The 22738-nt window shown below is 72.6% G+C and carries 22 protein-coding genes; 10 read left to right on the top strand and 12 right to left on the bottom strand.

Features of this window, described 5'->3' with window-relative positions; translation table 11 throughout:
• The first annotated feature begins 86 nt into the window (after positions 1-86).
• The 4 genes from ABD292_RS04435 (at position 87) to ABD292_RS04420 (ending at position 4337) form a co-directional block, all read left to right on the top strand.
• Positions 87-1004, top strand: coding sequence for a proline dehydrogenase family protein (locus ABD292_RS04435; protein WP_344205418.1), 918 nt, complete (start codon positions 87-89; stop codon positions 1002-1004).
• A gap of 3 nt (positions 1005-1007) precedes the next feature.
• Positions 1008-2633, top strand: a complete 1626-nt coding sequence (gene pruA / locus ABD292_RS04430) for an L-glutamate gamma-semialdehyde dehydrogenase (RefSeq protein WP_344205416.1) — start codon at positions 1008-1010, stop codon at positions 2631-2633.
• 115 nt (positions 2634-2748) lie between these two features.
• Entirely contained in the window at positions 2749-3711 is a 963-nt protein-coding gene (locus ABD292_RS04425; protein WP_344205414.1) for a GlxA family transcriptional regulator, read from the top strand.
• 2 nt (positions 3712-3713) lie between these two features.
• Positions 3714-4337 (top strand): DJ-1/PfpI family protein, encoded by a 624-nt coding sequence (locus ABD292_RS04420; RefSeq protein ID WP_344205413.1) that lies wholly within the window; start codon positions 3714-3716, stop codon positions 4335-4337.
• Positions 4338-4359: 22 nt separating this feature from the next.
• Here the strand turns inward: ABD292_RS04420 and ABD292_RS04415 are convergent, their stop codons facing one another.
• On the bottom strand, positions 4360-4974 hold the full coding sequence (locus ABD292_RS04415) for an ArsR/SmtB family transcription factor (protein WP_344205412.1): 615 nt from the start codon (positions 4972-4974) through the stop codon (positions 4360-4362).
• 73 nt (positions 4975-5047) lie between these two features.
• On the opposite strand from ABD292_RS04415, the gene ABD292_RS04410 reads away from it, so the two are divergent.
• Together ABD292_RS04410 and ABD292_RS04405 are read left to right on the top strand one after the other, a co-directional pair.
• Entirely contained in the window at positions 5048-6322 is a 1275-nt protein-coding gene (locus ABD292_RS04410; protein ID WP_344205411.1) for an MFS transporter, read from the top strand.
• A gap of 56 nt (positions 6323-6378) precedes the next feature.
• Positions 6379-7185: a serine/threonine-protein kinase gene (locus ABD292_RS04405; protein ID WP_329580026.1), complete on the top strand. Its 807-nt coding sequence runs from the start codon at positions 6379-6381 to the stop codon at positions 7183-7185.
• 581 nt (positions 7186-7766) lie between these two features.
• Here the strand turns inward: ABD292_RS04405 and ABD292_RS04400 are convergent.
• Both ABD292_RS04400 and ABD292_RS04395 read right to left on the bottom strand, forming a co-directional pair.
• Positions 7767-8513 (bottom strand): lysophospholipid acyltransferase family protein, encoded by a 747-nt coding sequence (locus ABD292_RS04400; RefSeq protein ID WP_344205408.1) that lies wholly within the window; start codon positions 8511-8513, stop codon positions 7767-7769.
• Positions 8514-8534: 21 nt separating this feature from the next.
• Entirely contained in the window at positions 8535-9701 is a 1167-nt protein-coding gene (locus ABD292_RS04395) for a cytochrome P450 (protein WP_344205406.1), read from the bottom strand.
• 120 nt (positions 9702-9821) lie between these two features.
• Between ABD292_RS04395 and dhaK the strand changes: the two genes are divergently transcribed.
• The 3 genes from dhaK to dhaM are packed head-to-tail and all read left to right on the top strand — an operon-like array spanning position 9822 to position 11910.
• Complete coding sequence (dhaK, locus tag ABD292_RS04390) at positions 9822-10802, top strand: dihydroxyacetone kinase subunit DhaK (protein WP_344205404.1); 981 nt, start codon at positions 9822-9824, stop codon at positions 10800-10802.
• Complete coding sequence (dhaL, locus tag ABD292_RS04385; protein ID WP_344205403.1) at positions 10802-11536, top strand: dihydroxyacetone kinase subunit DhaL; 735 nt, start codon at positions 10802-10804, stop codon at positions 11534-11536. Before dhaK ends, dhaL begins: the two co-directional genes overlap by 1 nt.
• On the top strand, positions 11536-11910 hold the full coding sequence (gene dhaM, locus ABD292_RS04380; protein WP_344205401.1) for a dihydroxyacetone kinase phosphoryl donor subunit DhaM: 375 nt from the start codon (positions 11536-11538) through the stop codon (positions 11908-11910). The genes dhaL and dhaM overlap by 1 nt, the downstream gene beginning before the upstream one ends.
• Before the next feature lie 33 nt (positions 11911-11943).
• Here the strand turns inward: dhaM and ABD292_RS04375 are convergent, their stop codons facing one another.
• The 9 genes from ABD292_RS04375 to ABD292_RS04335 all read right to left on the bottom strand — a co-directional run bounded on the left by ABD292_RS04375 (position 11944) and on the right by ABD292_RS04335 (position 21116).
• Complete coding sequence (locus ABD292_RS04375; RefSeq protein WP_344205399.1) at positions 11944-13755, bottom strand: thiamine pyrophosphate-binding protein; 1812 nt, start codon at positions 13753-13755, stop codon at positions 11944-11946.
• Positions 13752-14525, bottom strand: coding sequence for a cyclase family protein (locus tag ABD292_RS04370; protein WP_344205398.1), 774 nt, complete (start codon positions 14523-14525; stop codon positions 13752-13754). Before ABD292_RS04370 ends, ABD292_RS04375 begins: the two co-directional genes overlap by 4 nt.
• Positions 14526-14609: 84 nt before the next feature.
• A complete protein-coding gene (locus ABD292_RS04365; protein WP_344205396.1) occupies positions 14610-15431 on the bottom strand; it encodes a carbohydrate ABC transporter permease in 822 nt (273 codons plus the stop codon).
• A complete protein-coding gene (locus tag ABD292_RS04360) occupies positions 15428-16342 on the bottom strand; it encodes a carbohydrate ABC transporter permease (RefSeq protein WP_344205394.1) in 915 nt (304 codons plus the stop codon). The genes ABD292_RS04365 and ABD292_RS04360 overlap by 4 nt, the downstream gene beginning before the upstream one ends.
• Complete coding sequence (locus tag ABD292_RS04355; RefSeq protein WP_344205393.1) at positions 16339-17616, bottom strand: ABC transporter substrate-binding protein; 1278 nt, start codon at positions 17614-17616, stop codon at positions 16339-16341. The genes ABD292_RS04360 and ABD292_RS04355 overlap by 4 nt, the downstream gene beginning before the upstream one ends.
• On the bottom strand, positions 17613-18893 hold the full coding sequence (melA, locus tag ABD292_RS04350) for an alpha-glucosidase/alpha-galactosidase (protein WP_344205391.1): 1281 nt from the start codon (positions 18891-18893) through the stop codon (positions 17613-17615). The genes ABD292_RS04355 and melA overlap by 4 nt, the downstream gene beginning before the upstream one ends.
• Complete coding sequence (locus ABD292_RS04345; RefSeq protein WP_344205390.1) at positions 18890-19858, bottom strand: carbohydrate kinase family protein; 969 nt, start codon at positions 19856-19858, stop codon at positions 18890-18892. The genes melA and ABD292_RS04345 overlap by 4 nt, the downstream gene beginning before the upstream one ends.
• Before the next feature lie 207 nt (positions 19859-20065).
• Positions 20066-20665: an Rv1352/Rv1906c domain-containing protein gene (locus ABD292_RS04340; protein WP_344205389.1), complete on the bottom strand. Its 600-nt coding sequence runs from the start codon at positions 20663-20665 to the stop codon at positions 20066-20068.
• 22 nt (positions 20666-20687) lie between these two features.
• Positions 20688-21116 (bottom strand): CBS domain-containing protein, encoded by a 429-nt coding sequence (locus tag ABD292_RS04335; RefSeq protein WP_344205388.1) that lies wholly within the window; start codon positions 21114-21116, stop codon positions 20688-20690.
• A 145-nt stretch (positions 21117-21261) separates the two neighbouring features.
• Between ABD292_RS04335 and ABD292_RS04330 the strand changes: the two genes are divergently transcribed.
• A complete protein-coding gene (locus ABD292_RS04330; RefSeq protein WP_344205386.1) occupies positions 21262-22665 on the top strand; it encodes an aminopeptidase P family protein in 1404 nt (467 codons plus the stop codon).
• Positions 22666-22738: the final 73 nt, after the last annotated feature.

Genomic DNA, 22738 nt, shown 5'->3' with positions numbered 1-22738 from the left:
GTCATACATTTGTATGACAGCCTGCCACATGAGGCGTTACGCCCGTCAATGGACCCCTCTGACCTGCAATTTCTAAACTTGAACACATGCTCGGTCAACTGTTGCTCGCCGCTTCCAGGAGTGGCCTCGTCCGCCGCTCCGTGTCAGGCTTCCCGCTCACCAACAAGGTGGTCGAGCGGTTCGTCGCGGGCGAGAGCGTCGAGGAGGCCCGCGTCGCCGTCGAACGCCTCCGTGACGCCAACCTGGCCGTGACCATCGACCACCTCGGCGAGGAGACGCTCGACGCGGGCGCCGCCAAGGCCACCGCCGGCGCGTACATCACGCTGCTGGAGGCGCTGCGCCCGCTGGGGCTGGGCACGCGCGGCGAGGTGTCGGTCAAGCTGTCGGCCGTCGGGCAGCGGCTCGACGACGCCATGGCGCTGGAGCACGCCCGTGAGATCTGCGCGGCCGCCGCGCTCAACGGCTCGACCGTGACCCTCGACATGGAGGACCACACCACCGTCGACTCCACCCTCGGCATCCTGCGCAAGCTGCGCGAGGACTACCCGGAGACGGGCGTGGCCATCCAGGCGTACCTGTTCCGCAGCGAGGCGGACTGCCGCGAGCTGTCCGCCGAGGGCTCCCGCGTCCGGCTGGTGAAGGGCGCCTACCGCGAGCCCGCCTCGGTCGCCCACCAGGGCAAGGCCGAGGTCGACAAGGCGTACGTGCGATGCCTGCGGATCCTCATGGCGGGGAAGGGTTACCCCATGGTGGCGACGCACGACGACCGCCTGATCGCGATCACGGAGCTGCTCGCCGACCGTTTCGGGCGCTCGATCGGCGACCACGAGTTCCAGATGCTCTACGGAATCCGGACCGACCGGCAGGAGTCCCTGGCGGGCGCCGGACACACGGTCCGCGTCTACGTCCCGTACGGCGACGACTGGTACGGCTACTTCATGCGCCGCCTGGCGGAGCGCCCGGCCAACGTCGCCTTCTTCCTTCGCGCCCTTGGGGGTAAGTAGTAAATGGATGCCATCAGCAACGTCCCCGCGCCCGTGAACGAGCCGATCCACGGCTACGCGCCGGGCAGCGCCGAGCGGGCCGCGCTGGAGGACCGCATCAAGGAGCTCTCCGGGACCTCGCTCGACCTCACCATGACCATCGGCGGCGAGCAGCGGCTCGGCGGCGGCGCGCCCATCGACGTGGTGCAGCCGCACAACCATGCCTCCGTCCTGGGCCGTACCAACGACGCTACGGCCCAGGACGTGCGGGACGCGATCGACAACGCGCTCCAGGCGGCCCCCGCCTGGCGGGCGCTGTCGTTCGACGAGCGGGCGGCGATCTTCCTCAAGGCCGCCGACCTGCTCTCCGGGCCGTGGCGGGCCACGCTGAACGCCGCCACGATGCTCGGCCAGTCGAAGTCGGTGCAGCAGGCGGAGATCGACTCGGCCTGCGAGCTGATCGACTTCCTGCGCTTCAACGTGTCCTACGCCCGGCAGCTCTACGCCGACCAGCCGATCTCCTCGCCCGGCGTGTGGAACCGGATGGAGTACCGGCCCCTTGAGGGGTTCGTGCTGGCGATCACGCCGTTCAACTTCACGGCCATCGCCGGCAACCTGCCGGCCTCGGCCGCGCTGATGGGCAACGTCGTGGTCTGGAAGCCGTCGCCGACGCAGCAGTTCGCCGCGCACTTCACGATGCGGCTGCTGGAGGCGGCCGGGCTGCCTCCCGGCGTCATCAACATGGTCACCGGCAACGGCCAGGGCGTCTCCGAGGCCGCGCTCACCCACCCGGCGCTCGCGGGCGTCCACTTCACCGGCTCCACCGCGACGTTCCAGCACCTGTGGGCCACCGTGGGCCAGAACATCGCCTCCTACCACGCCTACCCGCGTCTGGTCGGCGAGACCGGCGGCAAGGACTTCGTGCTCGCCCATCCGTCCGCCGACCCGGCCGTGCTGTCCACGGCGCTGATCAGGGGCGCGTTCGAGTACCAGGGGCAGAAGTGCTCGGCGGCGTCGCGGGCGTACGTGCCGCGCTCGATCTGGAACCGGATGCGTGACGACTTCGTCGCCACGGCCGAGTCGCTGACCGTCGGGGACGTGACCGGCGACCTGTCGACGTTCATGGGGGCGGTCATCGACGGGCGGGCCTTCGCCAAGCACAAGGCGGCGATCGACCGGGCCCGCGAGTCCGCGGACATCGACCTGCTCACCGGCTCCTACGACGACAGCACGGGCTGGTTCGTCCGGCCGACGGTGCTGGAGTGCGCCGACCCGACGGACGAGATCTTCGTCAAGGAGTACTTCGGGCCGATCCTCGGCGTGCACGTCTACGACGACGGCGACTTCGACCGGGTGCTCGACCAGATGGAGGGCGTGGCGCCGTACGCGCTGACCGGCTCGATCATCGCGCAGGACCGGTACGCCATCGCCTCGGCCTCGGAGCGGCTGCGCTTCGCGGCGGGCAACTTCTACGTCAACGACAAGCCGACGGGCGCGGTCGTGGGGCAGCAGCCGTTCGGCGGCGCGCGGGCCTCCGGCACCAACGACAAGGCCGGGTCGATCTTCAACCTGATCCGCTGGGTGAACGCCCGCACGATCAAGGAGCTGTTCGTCCCGCCCACGGACCACCGTTACCCGCACATGGGCTGAGTCCCTGACCGTTCCGCGTCACCGAGCCCCCGGGGTGTTCCCCGGGGGCTCGTGGCGTAATGTGCAACGGTCGTGTCGTTGACGCCACGCCGCCGCCGCGACCAGCATGAAAGGCATGCAGCGGAGGATCGTGGTCGTCGTCTTCCCCGGCTTCCAGCTCCTCGACCTGGCCGGGCCCGCCGACGTGTTCGGCACGGCCGAGCTGGTCGTGCCCGGCTCCTACCGGGTCGAGGTGGTCGCGCCGCGCGCCGGTCTCGTGCCCGCGGGCAACGGCGTCACGGTCGCGGCGGGCGCCCTGGACGAGGTCGAGGGGCCGATCGACACGCTGATGGTGGCGGGCGGCCTGTCGGTGCCGCGGCACCTGGCGGACGCCGGGCTGGTCGGCGGCATCGCGGCGCTGGCCGGGGCGGCGCGGCGTACCGCGTCGGTGTGCAACGGGGCGTTCCTGCTGGCCGAGGCCGGCCTGCTGGAGCGCCGCCGGGCCACCACCCACTGGCTGAGCGCCGGCGAGCTGCGCGAGCGTTACCCGGACGTCGAGGTGGACGCCGACCCGCTCTACATCGAGGACGGCCGCGTGTGGACCTCGGCCGGGGTGCTGTCCGGGGTCGATCTCGCGCTGGCGCTCGTGGCCAGGGACCTCGGGCACGAGACGGCCGGGCGGGTCGCCCGTGGGCTCGTCGTCTACCTGCACAGGCCCGGCGGGCAGAGCCAGTTCAGCCTGCCGATGGCGGCGCTGACACCGCGCAGCGAGCCGCTGCGTGAGCTGCAGGCGTACATCGACGCCCACCCCCGCGCCGACCTCAGCGTGCCCGCGCTCGCCGCGCGGGCGGGCATGAGCGAGCGGCACTTCTCGCGCGTCTTCACCCGCCAGACCGGGCTCTCCCCCGGCCGGTACGTCGAGCGCAGCCGCGCCGACGCCGCCAGGCGGCTCCTGGAGACCACCGACCATCCGCTGGAGACGGTGGCCAGGCGGTGCGGGCTCGGGACGGCCGAGACGCTCTACCGCGTCTTCCGCCGCCACTGGCGGGTCTCGCCCGGCGACCACCGCCGCCGGTTCTCACCACCTAAGGAGCGTTGACGATGCATGTGGCCATCCCTCTCTACCCCCGGTTCACGGCGCTGGACGCGGTCGGGCCGTACACGGTGCTCGCCTTCGCGCCCGGCTGGCGGGTGACGTTCGTCGCGGCCGAGCCGGGCCCGGTGACCGACGACCGGGGCTCGCTCAGCCTCGCCGCCACCGCCTCCTACGACGACGTGCCCGATCCCGACGTGATCGTGGTGCCCGGCGGCCCCGGCACCTTCGACGCGCTCGCCGACGAGGCCCTGCTCGGCTGGATCCGGCGGGCGCACGGGCGTACGAGCTGGACGACGTCCGTGTGCAGCGGCTCCCTGCTGCTCGGCGCGGCCGGCCTGCTCGACGGCCTGCGGGCCACCACCCACTGGGCGGCGCTGGAGCTGCTGCGGGAGTACGGCGCGGAGCCGGCGAGCGAGCGTACGGTCGTCCAGGGCAAGGTGGTGACGGCGGCCGGGGTGTCGGCGGGCATCGACATGGCGCTGACGCTGCTGGCGCGGGCCACGGACGAGGAGACGGCGCAGACGGTGCAGCTCGCCATCGAGTACGACCCGCGGCCGCCGTTCGACGCGGGCTCGCCGCGTACGGCGCCGGCGGGCCTCGCCGACCGCGCCCTCCAGCTCATCGTCTGAGCCTCCCCGCGTTCGGGGCGGCTCAGGCCGGATCGTCCTCGGGAACGGCGCCCAGCGGCAGCACGTCGAAGTGGATCACCACGTGCCCGGCCGGCGGCTCACGTCCCTCCGCCGGCTGGGCCTGCCTGCCGTCCGAGACCGTCCGGTATCGCTCCAGCACCTCCAGCACCTGATCGCGCAGCTCGGCGGTCTCCTCCACGGTGAGCCGCAGCGACCGCCGCCCGAACCCGCTCGCCTCCACCCACTCCGCCGGCGCCCGTGACGCCCCCTGCCGCCATCTCGCCAGCTCGGCGCCCCGCTGGCGTACGAGGTCGTCCAGCAGGACCTCCAGGGCGCTGGCCGCCTCGGCGTCGGGCGGCGGGTCGCCGTAGCTGAAGCCGCCCGGCACGACCCGCCAGTATTTCTCCTTGCCCCGCCCCATCCCGGCCGCGACCTCGATCATGCCGTGCCTGGCGAGCTCCCTGAGGTGGTAGCTCGTCGCTCCGGTGTTCTCCCCGAGCAGCACGGCGAGGCCGGTCGCGGTCGCCGGGCCGCGCTCGTCGAGCAGCTCGTAGATGCGCAGTCGCAGCGGGTGCGCGAACGACTTCAGCGCGTTCGCGTCAAGCGTATGAGCGGAAAAGCCCTTGCTCTTCGTCACGTGCAAGCCTATCTTTGCAAAGAAACCTGTGCACACTTTTCCCTGTACGCTTCCCACCCTACTGGAGTGAGCCATGACCGGCCATGGCCTCGGGCGGTCCTTCGCCTTCCTGTGGTCCTCCACCGCGCTGTCCAACCTCGCCGACGGCGTGCTCAAGACCGGCGCGCCGCTGCTGGCCGTGTCGATGACCCGCTCCCCCACCCTGGTCTCCCTCGTGGGCGCGGCGGCCACCCTGCCCTGGCTGCTGCTCGCGCTGCCCGCCGGCGCGATCGCCGACCGCGCCGACCGCCGCCGCATCATGGCGACGGCGGGGGCCGTCAGGGCCGTGGCGCTGGCGGTCGCGGCGGTGCTGGCGGCGTCAGGGGCGCTCGATCTGTGGGTGCTGCTCGCGGCCGTGCTGGCGGCCGGGGTGGCCGAGGTCTTCGCCGACACCTCGGCGCAGTCCGTCCTGCCGATGACGGTGCCCGCCTCCCAGCTCACGCGGGCCAACGGCCGGGTGTTCAGCGCCCAGCAGATCGGCAACGAGTTCGCCGGCGCGCCCGTGGCCGGGCTCCTGGTCGGCCTGCTGCCCGCCGCCGTCTTCGGCGCCCCGGCCCTGCTGTACGCCGCCGCGGCGGCGCTCCTGCTCGGCATGCGGGGCACGTACCGTCCGGCCAGGAACACCACGCAGGCGGACGGGAGGTCGGTGTCGGGGCCGCTGCTGCGGGAGATCGGCGAGGCGCTGCGCTACCTGCTGGCCCATCGGGTGCTGCGCAGCCTGGCGATCACCGCGGGCCTGCTCAATCTCGCCAACTCCGCCTACTTCGCCGTCTTCGTCCTGTGGGCGGTGGGCGACGGCTCGGCGATCGGCCTGCCGCCGGAGGGATACGGCCTGATGATGACGGCCCTCGCCGCCGGCGCGGTGCTCGGCTCGCTGCTGGCCGAGCGCATCGCCGGAGCCTTCGGGGAGTTCCGCGCGCTGACGGCCTGCTGGCTGGCCAGCAGCGTGCTGCTCCTGGTGCCGGTCGTCGCGCCGTCCCCATGGGCGCTCTACCCGACCGCCGTGCTCTGGGGCGTCTTGGGAGGCGCCGCGAACGTGCTGGTGATCTCCACCCGGCAGCGGCTGATCCCGCCGGAGTTGCTCGGCCGGGTCAACTCCGCCTACCGGCTCATCGGCATGGGCGGCATGCCGCTGGGGGCGGCTCTCGGAGGCGTCGTGGCGGAGTTCGCGGGGCTCCCGGCCGTCCTGCTGGGGTCGATCGGCGTGTGTCTGCTCGGTGTCGGACTGGTGCGGCACGCCCTGCGGGATCGAATTTCTAGGCCCTTGACCAGCGACGCCGCACTTCCTGACATAACCAGATCACTGTAGGCACCCTATGGACTGTGTTGAAGTGACATGATTATCCCCGAGTCTGAGGGGATGGTATGCGGAAGATCGGCGGACGGTACCTCCTGCACGAGGAGGCCGGTCGTGGGGGTATGGGAGTCGTCTGGCGTGCGTTCGATCAGCTCCTCCACCGAACGGTGGCGCTCAAGGAGCTGACCTTGGCCGGTGAGGTCGAGATGGTACGCCGCCGGGTGCTGCGTGAGGCCAGGATGGCTGCTGGGCTGACGCATCCCAACATCGTCACGGTCCACGACCTCATGGAGGAGGGCGGCAAGCTCTGGATCGTGATGGAGTACCTCGACGGGCTCTCCTTGCACCAGCTGCTGTCGCAGGTCGGCACGCTCCCGGCGCAGTCGGTCGCGGCCATCGGGCAACACCTGCTCGCCGCGCTGCGCACCGCGCACCAGGCCGGGGTGCTGCACCGCGACGTGAAGCCCGCGAACGTCATGCTGACCGGCGACCGGGTGGTGCTGACCGACTTCGGCATCGCCACGGCCGAGGGCGACATCCGCATGACGACGTCGCGGCGGCTGCGCGGCACACCCGCCTTCATGGCGCCCGAGCGCCTGCACGGCGGCCCGGCCAGCAAGGAGGCCGACATGTGGTCCTTCGGCGCCACGCTCTACAGCGCGGTCGAGGGGCAGCCTCCTTACCCGGGGCAGGACGCGGCCACGGTCCTCGGCATGGCACGCAGCGGGCCCTACCCGCCGCCGCGCCGCGCCGGCGTGATGCGTCCCCTGCTCGAAGGGCTGCTGCACCACGACCCCGTACGCCGGTTCACCCCCGAACAGACGGCGGGGCTCCTGGCGGGCATGCGCGCCAGCGCCTACCAGGCGGCCATCTGACCGCCGGCACCACCTGACGCACCCGCCGACGGAGTGGAGAGTCGGCGGGTGGACCTCACGTGCCGACAGGATGCCGCTGGCGGTGTGCGCTTCGTACGGCCCCGGCATGGGAGTGGCGGGCGCGCCTCGCCCACTGACGACATGAAGGTGGCGGGGCACGCCTCGCCCACCAACGTTGTGGAGCCGGCGAGCCCGCCTCGCCACCGGGCGGTGTGGAGTCAGGGGACGCGCCTCGCCACCGGGCGGTGTGGAGTCAGGGGACGCGCCTCGTCACCGGGCGGTGTGGAGTCAGGGGGCGCCTCACACCAACGACATGGAGTTGGCGGGCGCGCCTCATCCACCAGAGGGATAGTGCCAGTAGGCACGCCTCGCCCTCGGGCGGTGTGTGGAGTCGGCGGGCGCGCCTCACCCACCCACGACTTGGAGCTGGCGGGCGTGCCTCACCCTTCGGCGGGATGGTGCTGGCGGGCACGACTCGCCCCCGACGGGATGGAGCCGGCGAGCGCGTGCCCTGCCCACCGCCCCACCGGCTTGCCGGCTTGCTGCCCCCGTGCCGCTGGGCGGCGCGGGCGTGGCGTCGGTCAGTCCTTCTGCGCGCGGGCGGCGGCTTCGGCGGCGTCCAGGGCGGCGGCCTCTTCCGGGGTCGGGGCGGTGCCGCCCAGGTGGGCGGGTTGCCACCACACGCCCGGCGTGATCTCCGGGTACGTCCGCTGCGCCCGGTCCACCAGCGTCGAGATGCGCTCGTGCAGGTCGAGCGTGTGCTTGTTGACGTCCTCGCCGCGCTTGGGGTACATCGGCTCCCCCACGAGGATGGTCAGCGGGATGTGGCGCTGGAGCAGTTTGCGGGGACGGCCCTTGGTCCAGAAGCGCTGGCTGCCCCAGAGGGCCACCGGGATGACCGGCACGTTCGTCGCCTGGGCCATGCGGATGGCGCCGTTCTTGATCTCCTTGACCGTGAACGAGCGGCTGATCGTGGCCTCGGCGAACACGCCGACCACCTCGCCGGCCTTGAGCATGCGCAGCGCGGTCGCGTACGAGCCCGCCCCCGCCCCCCGGTCGACCGGGATGTGGTGCATGCCGCGCATGAGCGGCCCGGAGATCCGGTGCTCGAAGACGTCCTGTTTGGCCATGAAGCGCACCAGCCGCCGGGCCGGGTGCGCGGCCCAGCCGGCGAAGATGAAGTCCAGGTAGCTGATGTGGTTGCTCACCAGCACCGCTCCGCCGCTCCGCGGCACGTTCTCGGTCCCCTCCAGGTGGAAGCGGATGTCGAGCGCGCGAAAGAAGGTCCGCGCGGCGGCGATCACCGGCGGGTACACGATCTCAGCCATGTCCAGAAGGTAGCAGCCGGATCAGGCAGGTCGGACGGTCGTCGGGAGACTGACCATGCCCCGGACGTTGCCGTGCGTGGTCCGTTCGATGCCCTCCTCGTGGATCTGGTAGTCGCGTGCGACCGCCTTGGTGAGCTCCTCCAGCGCGATCCGCCCCTCCAGGCGGGCGAGGGCGGCCCCGAGGCAGTAGTGGCGGCCGACGCCGAAGCTGATGGCGCGGGAGGTGTCACGGCCGAGGTCGTAGACGTCGGGGTCGGGGAAAATTTCCTCGTCGCGGTTGGCCGAGCCGATGAGCAGCCACATCTTGGCGTCGGGCGGCACGAGCACGCCGTGCAGCTCGGTGGGTCCGGTGAGACGGCGGGCGGTCACGTGCGCCGGCGTGTCGTAGCGCAGCGACTCCTCCACCCACTGCGGCACGCCGCCGTCGAAGGCGATGTCGCGCTGCCCGGGGTTGCGCCAGGCCCAGTACCAGGCCGCGCAGAGCAGGTGGGTCGTGGTCTCCGAGCCCGCCCCGATCAGCAGGAACAGGAACGCGACGATCTCCTCGTCGGTGAGGTCGCCGTCGGCGACGAGCGCGGAGACGAGGTCGTCGCGCGGCTCGGCGCGGCGCTGGGCGACGATGGAGGCGTAGTAGTCGCCGAGGGTCAGCAGGCTGCGGAGCCCCGATTCGGTCAGGGAGGTGGCGAGGTCGTTCTTGAGCAGGACGCTCTCGGTGCGCCGTACCTTGTGCCGCCGCGACGACGGCACGCCCATCAGCTCGGAGATCACGTCGAGCGGCAGCTTCGCGGCGAGGTCGGCGGCGAAGTCGAACGTGCCCTTCGCCAGCCCCTCCTCGATGTAGGCGCGGGCGATCTCGCGGATCATGGGTTCGAGCGCGGCGATCCGGCGGGGCGTGAACGCCCGGGACACGACGGCCCGCATCCGGGTGTGGTCGGGCGGGTCCATGGCCACGAACGACAGGTACGCCCGCGCCTGCGGCGTCCAGGCCCCGGGGTCGATCATGGGGCCGTGGTCACTGGAGTAGCGCGCGCTGTCCACGAGCGCGGGCGCGACGTCGGCGTGCCGCGAAAGGGCCCAGAAGCCGAGCTCCGGGTTGTGGTAGAGCGGGGCCTCGCGGCGTAAACGGGCGTAGACGGGGTACGGATCGTCGTTGATCGACGGGTCATAGGGGTTGTAGCTGACATCCACCCCGTCCACGCTACGACGCCCGCGCCTCGCTGGGAACGGGGCAGATCCGACGATCCGCTCGGGGGTCGGGCGGAGGCGGCCCTTGTAGGCTCGCCTCACGTGCCGACAGTGGGAGATCGGATGAAAAAGCTCATCAACTCGGCGAACTCCGTCGTCGCGGACGCGCTCAACGGCATGGCCGCGGCCCATCCGTCGCTGCGGGTGCGTGACCAGGTGGTCTACCGCGCCGAGGGGCCGCGCCAGGGCAAGGTCGGCCTGGTCTCGGGCGGCGGCTCGGGGCACGAGCCGCTGCACGCCGGGTTCGTCGGGTACGGCATGCTCGACGCGGCCTGCCCCGGCGAGGTCTTCACCTCACCGGTCCCCGACCAGATCATCGACGCCACGAAGGCCGTGGACGGCGGCGCGGGCGTGCTGCACATCGTCAAGAACTACACCGGCGACGTGCTCAACTTCGAGATGGCCGCCGAGCTGACCGAGGACGTCGAGGTGGCGAGCGTCCTGGTGGACGACGACGTCGCCGTACAGGACTCCCTCTACACGGCCGGCCGCCGGGGCACCGGCGCCACGCTGTTCGTGGAGAAGATCGCCGGGGCGCTGGCGGAGGAGGGCGCGCCGCTGGCCGAGGTGGCGGCGGTGGCGCGCGAGGTGGACGAGCGCAGCCGCTCGTTCGGCATCGCGCTCACCTCGTGTACGACGCCGCACGCCGGCAAGCCGACCTTCGACCTGCCGGACGACCAGGTGGAGCTGGGCATCGGCATCCACGGCGAGCCGGGGCGGGCCCGTGCGCCCATGGTGTCGGCGCGCGAGCTGGCCGGGGTGGCGATGGAGGCGGTCCACGGGGATCTGCCGCTGAGCGGCGACCTGCTGGTCATGGTGAACGGCATGGGCGGGACGCCGCTGATGGAGCTGTACGTGGTGTTCGCCGAGGTGGAGTCGTTCGTCAAGGGGAAGGGGGCGCGGGTGGCGCGGTCGCTGGTCGGCAATTACGTGACAAGTCTGGATATGCAGGGGTTTTCCGTCACGGTCTGCCGGCTCGACGACACGCTGACCCGCCTGTGGGACGCCCCGGTCGAGACGCCGGCGCTGCGCTGGGGGCGCTGATGTCCACTCCGGGCAACGGCGACGGCAACGGCGAGGGCGAGGGCAACGCGGGCGCCGGCGGCACGAGCGCGCGGGACGCGGGCACCGGCGAGGCGGGCGGCAGGCCGATGGACGCGGGGTTCTTCGTGGCGTGGTTCGAGGAGGCGGCCGGGCTGGTCCGGCGCGACCGCGACCGGCTGACCGGGCTGGACGCCGCCATCGGCGACGCCGACCACGGCACGAACCTCGACCGCGGGCTCACCGAGGTCGTCCAGGCCCTCGCCGGCGCGCCGCCCGAGTCGCCGGGGCAGGTGCTCTCCGTGGCCGGGGCGACGCTGATCAGGAAGGTGGGCGGCGCTTCGGGCCCGCTGTACGGCTCGGTGTTCCGGCAGATGGGACGCAGCATCGCGGAGCCGGTGACGCTGGCGGGGTTCGCGGCGGCGTTCGAGGAGGGCGTGGTGGCGCTGGAACGCCTCGGCAAGGCCGCGCTCGGCGACAAGACGATGGTGGACGCGCTGGTCCCCGCCTCGCGGGCGCTGGCACTGGCGCTGCGGGACGGCGTGGGGAGCCCGGAGGCGTTCGAGCTGGCGGCGCGGGCCGCCGCCGAGGGCGCGGCGGGCACGATCCCGCTGCAGGCGCGCAAGGGCCGGGCCAGCTACCTCGGCGAGCGCAGCGTCGGGCACGAGGACCCGGGGGCGGCGTCGTCCGCGCTGTTCATGGCGGCCCTGGCCACGGTGGCCGCGGGGACGGCGTGATGGTGGGCGTGGTGGTGGTGTCGCACAGCGCGGGGCTGGCGCGCGAGGTCGTGGCCCTGGTACGCGGCATCGCCGGCGAGGAGGTGCCCGTGGCGGCGGCCGGAGGCACCGAGGACGGCGGGCTCGGCACCAGCCTGGACCTCGTCGAGGCCGCCGTACGCGAGGTGGACCAGGGCGACGGCGTGCTGCTCGTGCCCGACCTCGGCAGCTCGGTGCTGACCGCCCGGCTGCTGGAGGAGCCGGGCCGGATCGTGGTGGCGGACGTGCCGTTCGTGGAGGGCGCGGTCGCGGCGGCGGTGATGGCGGGCACCGGCATGCCGCTGTCCGACGTCCTGGCCGCCGCCGACGAGGCCCGCACCGTCCGCAAACTGTGACGACACCCCCGGCGGCGAGGAGCGGTGGCTGGGTCAGTGGCCCTTGAAGGCCTCCTCCAGCCACCACGACCCCCGGTCGCGGGTCACCTTGGCGTGGACGAGCAGCGGCCGGTCGCGCGGCCCCTTGAGCCACTCCGCCACACCGCCCAGATCGGCCTCCCGCGTGACGGTCACGGCGGCGAAGCCGTACCCGCGGGCGATGGCGGCCAGGTCGGCGGGCGGGAAGGTGACGGTGTCCAGCGGGTGCCCGTGCGGGCCGAAGTGGTGGACCTCGGCGCCGTACGCCTCGTCGTCGTAGACCACGACCACCATCGGCAGGCCCAGCCGGACGACGGTCTCCAGCTCGGCGGCGCCCATGAGCGCGCCGCCGTCGCCGAGCGCGGCCACCGGCAGCCGGTCGGGGCGGGCCACGGCCGCGCCGATCGCGGTGGCCAGGCCGAGTCCGATCGACTGGAACGCCTGGGTGAAGCAGAACCCGTTCTCGTCGGGGACGTCGAGGAACATCGACGGGTAGCCCATGAAGTTGCCGCTGTCGACGGCGACGACGCGCTCGGCGGGGAGGAGGTCGTCCAGGCCGATGGTGAGCGTGCGGGGGTCGATGCGGCCGCCGTCGCCCTGGTCCTCGTACGGGACCGCCCGCCATCGGCCCTCGGCCCGGATCCGGCCCTCGACGGCGGCCGAGCGGTAGCCCGCCGCGGCCGGGACGAGGCCGGTCAGCGCCGTGGCCACGACGGCCGCGTCGCCCGTGACGCCCAGGTCGACGGGCACGTGGACGCCGATCGCGGCGGGGTCGAGGTCCACCTGGACGACCTGGCCGTCGGCGGGGACGAGGGAGCCGTGCCGGGTGGTCCACATGTTGAGCGCGCAGCCCCAGCCGACGACGAGGTCTGCTCCCGCGATCAGCTCGGCGGCCAGCGGGGTGGCGAAGCCGCCGGACACGTCCAGGTCCCACGGGCTGCCCCGGAACAGGCCGCGGGCGACGGCCGAGGTGGCGAGGAGGGCGCCCGTCCGGTCGGCGAGCGCCTCCAGCTCGCGCCGCGCGTGCCGGGCGCCCCGCCCGGCGATGAACACCGGGCGCGACGCCCCGGCCAGCACGCGGGCGAGCGCGTCCATCTCGGCCGCGAGCGGCAGATCCCCCTCGCCTCCGTCTGGAGCGGGCCAGCCGGCGGCGACCGGCGCGGCCGCCCCGGCTCCGCCGGCTGCGGACCCCGCCGCCGACTCGGACCCGGCGGCCCACCGCGAGGCCGGGCCGGACCCCGCCGCTGACTCGGCTCCGCCGGCCCGCCCCGAGGCCGGGCCGGATCCCGTCGCCGACTCGGCTCCGGCCCGTCGCGAGGCCGGGCCGGATCCAGGGGTGGCGGGGCAGGGCTGGGACTGGACGTCGAGGGGCAGGCTCAGCAGGACCGTGCGGCGCTGCTCGACCGCGATCCGGTACGCCTCCTCCGCCCGCCCCCACGCCTCCTCCCCCGACGTGACCCGCATCGCCACCGCGCCGACGGCCGCCACCAGCGCGTCCTGGTCGATGTGGAAGTTGGAGCGGCGGTCGGTGGCCTCGCCGGCGAGGACGACGAGCGGCGTGCGGCTCTTGGCCGCCTCGGCGATGCCGGTCACGGCGTTGGTGAGGCCGGGCCCCTGGTGCACGGACAGGACGCCGGCCCGCCCGCTCATCCGCGCGTAGGCGTCGGCCATGGTCGCCGCGCCGCCCTCGTGGCGGGCCGCGACGAACCGCGCCCCCGCCGCGACCAGCGCGTTGGTGACGTGGAAGTTGCCGCTGCCGACCACGCCGAAGACGGCCTCGACGCCGCACGCGGCGAGGGCGCGGCCGACCGCCTCGGCGACGTTCACCGTTCGACCAGGGCGAGGACGCGGACGGGGCTGCCGGAGCCGCCGAGGATGGGCAGCGGCGGGGCGACCACCACGGCGCCGGTCACCGGCAGGCGGTCGAGGTTGCGGAGCTGGGTGAGGCCGTACTTGCCGGCGCCGAGGAGGAAGGCGTGGCAGGGGAAGGGCGGGTCGAAGGAGTGGGCGGCGCCGGCGTCGGTGCCGACGGTCTCGACGCCGAGGCCGAGGATCGGGGTCTCGGCGGCCAGCCAGGCGGCGCACTCGGCGGAGATGCCGGGCGTGTGGGAGCCGGTCTCGTCGGCGTTGTGGAAGGCGGCCTGGTCGCTCGCGCGGGCGTCCCAGCCGGTGCGGTAGAGCAGCCAGCCGCCCTCGGGAAGCGGCCCGTTGGCGCGTTCCCATTCCTTGACGTGGTCGATCTGGAGGAGGAAGTCGGGGTCCTTGGCGGCTTCGTCGGCCATGTCGAGCACGACGGCTGGGGCGACCAGCCGGGCGGCGGGCACCTGGGAGACGTCCTCGCCGTCGCGGCCGGTGGCCCAGTGGATGGGCGCGTCGAAGTGCGTCCCAGTGTGCTCGCCGGTATGAAAATTATTCCAATACCAGGCGGGGCCGCGGTCGTCGTAGCGGCTGATCTCCTCCAGCCGGAACGGGATCGTGTTGCCGAACGGCTCGGGGAGCTGGAGGATCGGCGTCTCGGCCGAGAGCGGCGCGGTGAGGTCGATCACCTCGATGGCGCCGTTGCGCACGCTGTCCATGAAGCTTTTCAAGACCGACATGTCATCCTCCTCGATGTGGCTGAGCGCATCCTCCTACGCCCGCCGCACCGCCGCAAACACCCCGGACCCGGAACCCGCGGGGGCTCAGCCCTTCAGCCCGCTGAAGCTCATCGTGGCCACGAAGTGCCGCTGGGCCAGGACGAACGCGGCCACGAGCGGCAGCACGGCGACCACGTTCCCCGCCATGAGCGCCGACCACTCGGTGTGCCGGGCGCCGGCGAAGGTGGCCAGGCCGAGTTGCAGGGTGTAGTGCTCCTCGGAGGAGATGGCGATGAGCGGCCAGATGAGGTCGTTCCACGAGCCGAGCAGCGTGAAGACGACGAGCGTGGCCAGCGCGGGCCGGGCGAGCGGCAGCACCACGCGGACGAACACGCCGACCCGGCCGCACCCGTCGATGGTGGCGGCCTCCTCCAGCTCGCGCGGCAGCGACAGGAAGAACTGCCGCATGAGGAAGACGCCGAACGCCGAGGCCAGCCAGGGCACGATGGCCGCGCCGAGGGTGTCGATGAGGCCGAGGTTCTTGAACAGCAGGAACGTCGGGATCATCAGCACCTGCGTGGGCACCATGATGGTGGCCATGAGCGCGGCGAAGGCGACCCCGCGGCCACGGAAGCGCAGCCGGGCGAAGCCGTAGCCGGCCAGCGAGCACAGCACGACGTGCCCGAGCACGGCCGCGACGGCCACGATCACCGTGTTGACCAGCCAGCGCGGGTAGTCGTCCTCGGTGAGGATGCGTTCGAAGCCGGCCAGGGTGGGGTGCTCGGGCCACAGCTTGGGCGGGTAGCTGTTGATGTCGGTGTCCGGCATGAACGCGGTCAGCACCATCCACACCAGCGGCGCCACGAACAGCAGCGCGGCCGGCATGAGCACGAGGTGGGCCAGGTGCCGGGGCTTGAGGTGCTTCATCGCGCGCTCCTCCACAGGACGGCGCCCGACACGGCGAGCGTGACGAGGAACAGGACGTAGGCGATGGCGGTGCCGTAGCCGGAGTGGAAGAGCTGGAACGCCTGCCGGTAGAGGTAGAACACGACGGTGGTCGTGGAGTCGAGCGGCTGGCCCTTGGTGGTGGTGTAGACGAGGTCGAACAGCTGCAGCGCGGTGATCGTCTGCCAGATGACCAGGAAGACGGTGGCGGGCCTGAGCTGCGGCAGGATGACGTGGCGCAGCACGTGCCGGCCGCTGCCGCCGTCCACGCGGGCGGCTTCGACCAGCTCGCGCGGGATGTCCTGGAGCGCGGCGAGGTAGACGACGGCCGGCATGCCGACGCCGCCCCAGACGGAGATGAGGACCAGCGTGAGCATCGCCTGGTCGGGGTCCTGGAGGAAGCCCATCGCGGGCAGGCCGACGGCCTTGAGCGCGGCGTTGACGATGCCGAAGTCGGGGTCGAAGACGAAGTTGGCGAGGATGCCGGTGGCGGCGGCCGAGACGACGTACGGGACGAAGAAGCAGGTGCGGTAGAAGCCGATGAGGCGGATGCGCAGGTTGAGCGCGAGCGCCAGCACGAGCCCGAGCGCGACCGAGCCGGGCACGAACAGGACGGTGTAGAGGAGGGTGTGCCCGGTGGCCGCGGCCAGCTCGGCGTCCCCCATCAGGTCGGCGTAGTTGCGCAGGCCCACGTAGGAGCCGCCGGTGAGCAGGTCGCCGTCCTGGAGCGACAGCAGCAGCGCCCACACGGCGGGGAAGAGGCTGAGCCCGACGATCACGAGCGTGGCGGGCAGGACGAAACCCCACCCGGTGAGGTGGGGCAGCCACCGGGCGCGCCGCGCCGCCCGGTGGGCTGCCACCTCCGCCGTGACGACGGTCATCGCCGGGGTCATCGCGAGCGCTCCAGCACCCGGTCCCCTTCGGTGGCGGCCTTGGCGAGGGCCTCCTGCGCGGGCGTGCCGCCGACCAGGGCCTGCGCGATGGCGTTGCCGACCTTCTCGGAGAACTCCGGGTACGACGCGAGCTGCGGCCGCGCCTTCTCGGCGTTGTCGAGGTTGGCGGTGAAGACGTCGATGCCGGGGAAGTCCTCGGTGAACTTCCGGTACGCGGGCAGCTCCGTGGTGGCCTTGCGCACCGGCAGGTTGCCGAGGGCGAGCGTCCACCGGGCGTCCTGCTCGGGGCGGGTGAGCCAGGTGAGGAAGTCGGTGGCGGCCTTGGTCCGGCGCGCGCCGTTGTCGAAGACGACCCAGTTGTCCGGCCCGGCGATGGTCTGGTGGTCACCGTTCGTGCCGGGAAGGATCTGGACCCCGTAGTCGACCTTGTGGTCGATGATGTCGAACAGCGCCCACGGTCCCGCGATGACCATGCCGACCTTACCGCTCTGGAACAGCGGCAGGAACTTCTCGCCGTTCTGGTCGAGGTAGACCGACTTGTCCTGGCGGGCCATGGCGCTCCACAGGTCGAGCGCCGCGACGGCCTGCGGGGTGTTGAAGGCGGACTTCCTGCCGTCGGGGCTGAGGATCTCGCCGCCCTGCTGCCACAGGTGCGGCCAGAAGCGCCAGACGGTGTCCTCGTTGCCGGTGACGGGGTAGGCGGTGCCGTAGACGCCGCCGCCGGTCAGCTTCTTCGCCGCGGCGCGGAAGTCGTCCCAGGTCCAGTCCTTCTCGGGGTACGCCACGCCGGCCGCGTCGAACAGCTTCTTGTTGTAGATGACGGCGAGGTTGTCCACGATGGCGGGGATGCCGACGACCTTGCCGTCCACCTCGGAGACGGCCCGCTCGGACGGCCAGAAGTCGTCCCAGCCGAAGCCGGGCGCCTTCACGGTGGCGGTCAGGTCGTGGACCTTGGGGGTCTTGGCGAGGACAGGCGACCACGTGCCGTACATGTAGACGATGTCGGGCGCCTTGCCGCCGGCCAGGACCGCCTGCACCTTCTGCAGCATCTCGTCCACGTTGGTGGTGCCGACCGCCGGGACGATCTTGACGTCCGGGTGGGCCTTGCCGTACTCGGCGGCCAGCTCCTCGATGACCTTGGCCTGGCTCTCGACCTGGCCGTGCCACCAGGTGATCTCGATGGGGCCGCTCTCCTGCCCGGCGCCGCCCCCGCCGCAGGCCGTCAGCAGCCCGGCGGCGAGCACGAGGACGGCCGCGCCCGCGCGCGCCCTCATCGCAGGGACTCCGGCAGGAGGCCGGCGTGGGCGGCGAGCAGGTCGTCGCAGAGCGCGTCGATCTGGCCGGCGGTGAGGGAGGCGGCGGTGTTGGGGTCGGCCATCATGGCGTGCCGCACGTGGTCGCGGCGGCCCTCGACGGCGGCCCGCACGGTCAGCTCGTTGACGTTGACGTAGGCGCGGTTGAGCGCGGCGCACTGCGGCGGCAGGTCGCCGACGGCCATCGGGCGGACGCCGAGCGCGTCCACGGTGCACGGCACCTCGACCACGGCGCCGGACGGCAGGTTGCCGATCAGGCCGGTGTTGGGGACGTTGCCGTAGACGACGCGGGGCGCGCCGGTGACGATGCTGTGGATGATCTGCGGGGCGTATTCCATCGTGCCCTCCACGGTGATCGGCCGGCCCGCGCGGAGCGCGTCGCGGGTGGCCTCGTACTGGCGGACGTTCTCCTCGCTGATGGCGAGGTAGGCGTCCACGGGGATGCGCAGGCGCTCGATCTCGTCCTCGTGGTGCAGGTACCAGGGGACGTACTCGGAGGAGTGCTCGCTGGTCTCCGTCGGGTAGAAGCCGAGCCTGCGGTACATGTCCACGCGCACCCGGCGGGCCAGCTCGGGGTCGCGCGCGACGGCCTCGTCCAGGCGGGGGTAGAGGCTCTCGCCGCGGTGCTCGAAACGCAGCATCCACGACTGGTGGTTGACCCCTGCCGCCAGGTACGACACCTCCTCGTACGGCACCCCGACGAGCTCGGACAGGTCGTGGGCGGTCCAGTAGATCGAATGACAGAGCCCGACCACGTTGCGGACGGGCGTGGCGGCGGCCAGGTACCAGACGTTCATGGCCATGGGGTTGGTGTAGTTGAGCAGCCAGGCGTCCGGGCAGACCTCGGCCATGGTCCGGCCGATGAGGTCCAGGGCGGGGAACGTCCGCAGCGCGCGGAAGATCCCGCCCACGCCGATGGTGTCGGCGATCGTCTGGCGCAGCCCGTAGCGGGCCGGCAGCTCGAAGTCGACGCGGGTGGCGTCGATCATGCCGACCTGGATCATGTTGATCGCGAAGTCGGCGCCCTCCAGCGCGCGGCGCAGGTCGAGGCTGGAGGAGATCGTGACGGGGCGGCCGGCGGCGATGACCCGGGCGGCGGCCTCGGCGGTCTCCAGGCGTTCGGGGTGGATGTCGTGCAGTGCCACCTCGAACTCCCCGAGTCCGGGGAGGACGACCAGGTCGGCCAGGAGGCCCTGGGTGAACTCGACGCTGCCGGCGCCGATGAAGGCGATTTTCACAGTTCCTTCCAGGTGGGCTGGGCGGCGGTGCCGCCGGCGGCCCGGGTCGAGAGGGATCCGCAGGTCACCGCCACGCGCAGGCATTCGCGCAGGTCAAGCCCGCGCAGCCGGGCGGCGACGAGGCCCGCGTTGAAGCTGTCACCGGCTCCCACGGTGTCCACCGGCTCCATGGGGACGGCGGGGACGCGGACGGTCCGGCCCGCCTCCCAGGCGAGCGCGCCCTCGGCACCGTCCTTGACGGCGACGAGCGGGCCGAGCGCGCCCAGCCGGGCGGCGGCCTCCTCGACGGACGGGGGCTGCTCGGCGGACGGCGGGTGCGGGTGCGGGGTGGCGAGGCGGGCGGCGATCGCGACGGCCTCGGCGGCGTTGGGGAGGAAGACGTCCACCTCCGGGAGCACGCCGGCCAGGCCGTCCCACGTGCCCGCGGGGTCGTCGTTGGTGTCGAGCGACGTGCTCGCGCCGCTCGCGCGCTCCTCCGCCAGGAGGCCGGGCAGACCGGCCGCCAGCGCCGGTTGCAGGAAATAGGAGGACACGTGCACGTGGCGGGCGAGGCCGCGCGGCACGTCGTCCGCGGTCAGGTCGGGCAGGCAGCCGGGCGAGGTGAGGATCGCCCGGTCGTGGCCGTCGGCGAGCACCACGGTCATGGCCGTCGGCGTGGGGCCGACGACGCAGTGCGTGACGTCGACGCCGCGCGCGGACAGGGCATCCAGGACGAACCGCCCGGCGGCGTCGTCCCCTACCCGTCCCGCGAACGCCACCCGCAGGCCGAGGCGGGCGGCCCCGCACGCGGTGATCGCCCCGGAGCCGCCGAGCACGAGGTCGCCGCCGGAGACGAGTTGCTCGCGCTGGCCGTAGGCGAGCCGCCTGGGCGCGCCGGAGAGCACCACGTCGGGGTTGGCGTCGCCGATGACCAGCAGGTCGAACGCGGGTGCCAGAGCAGATGGGTCGGATGGGGAGGGGCGCATGTCACTCCTCGCGAACGTACGGTTCGGGACAAGTGGCGCTGCGCGCTGTTCCGCACTCTCCGATCCGCGCCCGTGCCGGGGGCGCCGGAGTGGCGTGGCCCATAACCGTAGGACGTCACGCCAGCACGCTCGACCGTGCCTCCCTCCTGGTTGCCGATAGAATTGCGCGTTCTTGCTCTTTTGTCCAGAGTTTGGCGCACCAAATAATCATGCGCGGGTCCATTCCGCGCAGCCGCCGGTCGAGAACGCCTTGTCGGTCGGCTCGATGGTGACGGTGGCGGGGCCGGTCGGCATGCCCGAGGTGATGACGTCGTCGAGGCTTGCGGCGGTGCTGCGCATCCTGGCCCAGAAGCACATGGAGAAGCCGGACGTCGGGCCGGTGGTGCGGTAGGTGCCGGGCTGGATGTCCGTGCCGACGACGAGGGTGCGGAGGGAGGCGGGGTTCACGCCGGTCCCGGCGGACGCGCCGCCGCTCGGCACGACCCCAGGCCCAGGGGTGGTCGACCCGGTGGTGGGCCCAGTGGTCGACCCGGTGGTGGGTTCGGTGGGCTGGGTGGCGAGCGGGTCGGCGGCGGGGGTCTCAGAGGTGGAGGGGGGATCGGTGCCCTCGACGGTCACCGTCACGGCCGGCTCGGGCTCGGCGTCCGCGTCGCCGTCGGTGCCGGCCGCGCCGAAGCCCACGAAGACGCCCAGCAGGAAGCCCAGCAGCGCGGCGAGCCCCGACACCAGCAGGATGATCGGCGGGCTGCTGGTCGCGCGCGGGTAGTCGGGTAAGTATCCGGGGGGAGGCGGCGGCCCGTACGTCACGGGTCCCAGCGTCCCATCCCTGTCAACGGTGCAGGTAGTCGACGAGCGACGCCTTCTCCGTCTCCAGCTCCTCGATGGCGCTCTTGACCACGTCGCCGATGCTGACGATGCCCGCCAGGCGGCCGTTCTCGACGACCGGCATGTGACGGAAGCGCTGCTCGGTCATGATCTGCCGCAGCGCCTCGACGTTCTCACCGGGCCCGACGGTCTGCACGTCGGTGGTCATGATGGCGGAGACCGGCTCCTCCAGCACGCCCGCGCCGCGCTCGTTCAGATGGCGGACCACGTCGCGCTCGGAGGCGATGCCCTCGATGGTGAAGCCGTCGGTGGAGACCACCACCGCTCCGATGTTGTGCGCGGCGAGCTGCGCGAGCAGCGCCCGGACGGACGCCGTCGGCGGCACGGTCGTCACCCGGCTGCCTTTGACGCGCAGGATCGTCCCGATGAGCATGTGGCATCACCTCTGCCTCGGTGTTCCTTCTCCTGCCCCAAGGCAAACAAGCCGGTGGGGAGCCCGTCAACCCGTCCCGTAGGCTGCTTGCCGGACCCGCTCCATTACCTGTACCGATTCATCACTTGACCAGGGACACAGTGAGATGACCGAGCCGCTGAACATCGGAAGCCATGACCTGCCCGTCACCGACGAACTTGCCGCCTTCATGCGGACGGGCTGGGCGGACACCCGGCGCACCGACGTGACGGCGCTGCCGATCGCGCCCTGGGCGGCCAAGCGCCGCGCCGCGCTCGCCTCCCGCTTCCCCGGCGAGCGGCTGGTGATCCCCGCGGGCACGCTCAAGGTGCGCAGCAACGACGCCGACTTCCGGTTCCGTCCGCACAGCGCGTACGCGTACCTGACCGGCGCCGGCGAGCCCGACGACGTGCTGGTGATCGAGCCGTCCGGCGAGAGCGTGCTCTACCTGCGTCCCCGCTCACCGCGCGCCGAGGGCCAGGAGTTCTACCGCGACCGCCGCTACGGCGAGTTCTGGGCCGGCCGCCGCCCCGACCTGGCCGAGGCCGCCGAGCTCTACCAGGTGGAGTGCGCGCACATCCGCGACCTCGACCTCGGCCGCGACCTCGACCGGCCGGCCCGGGTGCTGCGCGGCGTGGACCCGTCGGTGGACGCCCGCGCGCCGCGCGGCGGCGGCGACGCCGAGCTGGAGACGTTCCTGTCGGAGATGCGGCTGGTCAAGGACGAGTGGGAGCTCGGCGAGCTGCAGCACGCCGTGGACGCGACCGCGCGCGGCTTCGAGGACGTCGTGCGGGCCCTGCCCCAGGCGCTGGCCCACCCGCGTGGCGAGCGTTACCTGGAGGGCGTGTTCGGGCTGCGGGCCCGCCTCGAGGGCAACGCGATCGGCTACGAGAGCATCGTCGCCTCCGGCGCGCACGCCTGCGTGCTGCACTGGATCCGCAACGACGGCCGGCTCGACAGGAACGACCTGCTGCTGCTGGACGCGGGCGTCGAGAGCGACACCCTCTACACGGCCGACGTGACCCGCACCTTCCCCCTGTCCGGGCGCTTCACGCCGGCGCAGCGGCAGGCGTACGAGCTGGTGTACGAGGCCCAGAGCGCGGCCATCGCCACGCTGCGTCCCGGCGCCCGGTTCCGCGAGTTCCACCTCGCGGCCATGCGGGTGATCACCGAAGGGCTGCGCGACTGGGGCCTGCTGAAGGGCTCGACCGACGAGCTGATGGAGACCGGCCTCTACCGCCGCTACACGCTGTGCAGCAGCGGCCACATGCTCGGCCTGGACGTGCACGACTGCGCCCGCGCCCGCAGCGAGGTCTACCTGGACGGCGTCCTGGAGGAGGGCCACGTGCTGACCGTCGAGCCGGGCCTGTACTTCCAGCCGGACGACCTGACGCTGCCCGAGGAGCTGCGCGGCATGGGCATCCGCATCGAGGACGACCTCACCATCACTGCCGACGGGGCCGTGCTCATGTCGGCCGCGCTCCCCCGCCACCCCGACGAGATCGAGTCGTGGATGAGCGGCCTGGCGTAACGAAGCGGCCACGTTTCCGCCGGGGCTGACAAGGCACGGCCGGCGCCTCATCGCTTTCCCGCAAATTCTGAAC

The organism is Nonomuraea bangladeshensis, from assembly GCF_039529455.1.
Taxonomy (GTDB): Bacteria; Actinomycetota; Actinomycetes; order Streptosporangiales; family Streptosporangiaceae; genus Nonomuraea; species Nonomuraea bangladeshensis.
The sequence above is the reverse complement of the archived record's forward strand: the minus strand, read 5'-3'. Positions and strand labels throughout refer to the sequence as shown.

Bases quoted from the DNA above. Each gene is read 5' to 3' on its own strand.
- ABD292_RS04435 (WP_344205418.1), top strand. From the start codon at position 87: ATGCTCGGTCAACTGTTGCTCGCCGCTTCCAGGAGTGGCCTCGTCCGC.
- pruA (WP_344205416.1), top strand. From the start codon at position 1,008: ATGGATGCCATCAGCAACGTCCCCGCGCCCGTGAACGAGCCGATCCAC.
- ABD292_RS04425 (WP_344205414.1), top strand. From the start codon at position 2,749: ATGCAGCGGAGGATCGTGGTCGTCGTCTTCCCCGGCTTCCAGCTCCTC.
- ABD292_RS04420 (WP_344205413.1), top strand. From the start codon at position 3,714: ATGCATGTGGCCATCCCTCTCTACCCCCGGTTCACGGCGCTGGACGCG.
- ABD292_RS04410 (WP_344205411.1), top strand. From the start codon at position 5,048: ATGACCGGCCATGGCCTCGGGCGGTCCTTCGCCTTCCTGTGGTCCTCC.
- ABD292_RS04405 (WP_329580026.1), top strand. From the start codon at position 6,379: ATGCGGAAGATCGGCGGACGGTACCTCCTGCACGAGGAGGCCGGTCGT.
- ABD292_RS04400 (WP_344205408.1), bottom strand. From the start codon at position 8,513: ATGGCTGAGATCGTGTACCCGCCGGTGATCGCCGCCGCGCGGACCTTC.
- dhaK (WP_344205404.1), top strand. From the start codon at position 9,822: ATGAAAAAGCTCATCAACTCGGCGAACTCCGTCGTCGCGGACGCGCTC.
- dhaL (WP_344205403.1), top strand. From the start codon at position 10,802: ATGTCCACTCCGGGCAACGGCGACGGCAACGGCGAGGGCGAGGGCAAC.
- dhaM (WP_344205401.1), top strand. From the start codon at position 11,536: ATGGTGGGCGTGGTGGTGGTGTCGCACAGCGCGGGGCTGGCGCGCGAG.
- ABD292_RS04370 (WP_344205398.1), bottom strand. From the start codon at position 14,525: ATGTCGGTCTTGAAAAGCTTCATGGACAGCGTGCGCAACGGCGCCATC.
- ABD292_RS04365 (WP_344205396.1), bottom strand. From the start codon at position 15,431: ATGAAGCACCTCAAGCCCCGGCACCTGGCCCACCTCGTGCTCATGCCG.
- ABD292_RS04360 (WP_344205394.1), bottom strand. From the start codon at position 16,342: ATGACCCCGGCGATGACCGTCGTCACGGCGGAGGTGGCAGCCCACCGG.
- ABD292_RS04355 (WP_344205393.1), bottom strand. From the start codon at position 17,616: ATGAGGGCGCGCGCGGGCGCGGCCGTCCTCGTGCTCGCCGCCGGGCTG.
- ABD292_RS04345 (WP_344205390.1), bottom strand. From the start codon at position 19,858: ATGCGCCCCTCCCCATCCGACCCATCTGCTCTGGCACCCGCGTTCGAC.
- ABD292_RS04335 (WP_344205388.1), bottom strand. From the start codon at position 21,116: ATGCTCATCGGGACGATCCTGCGCGTCAAAGGCAGCCGGGTGACGACC.
- ABD292_RS04330 (WP_344205386.1), top strand. From the start codon at position 21,262: ATGACCGAGCCGCTGAACATCGGAAGCCATGACCTGCCCGTCACCGAC.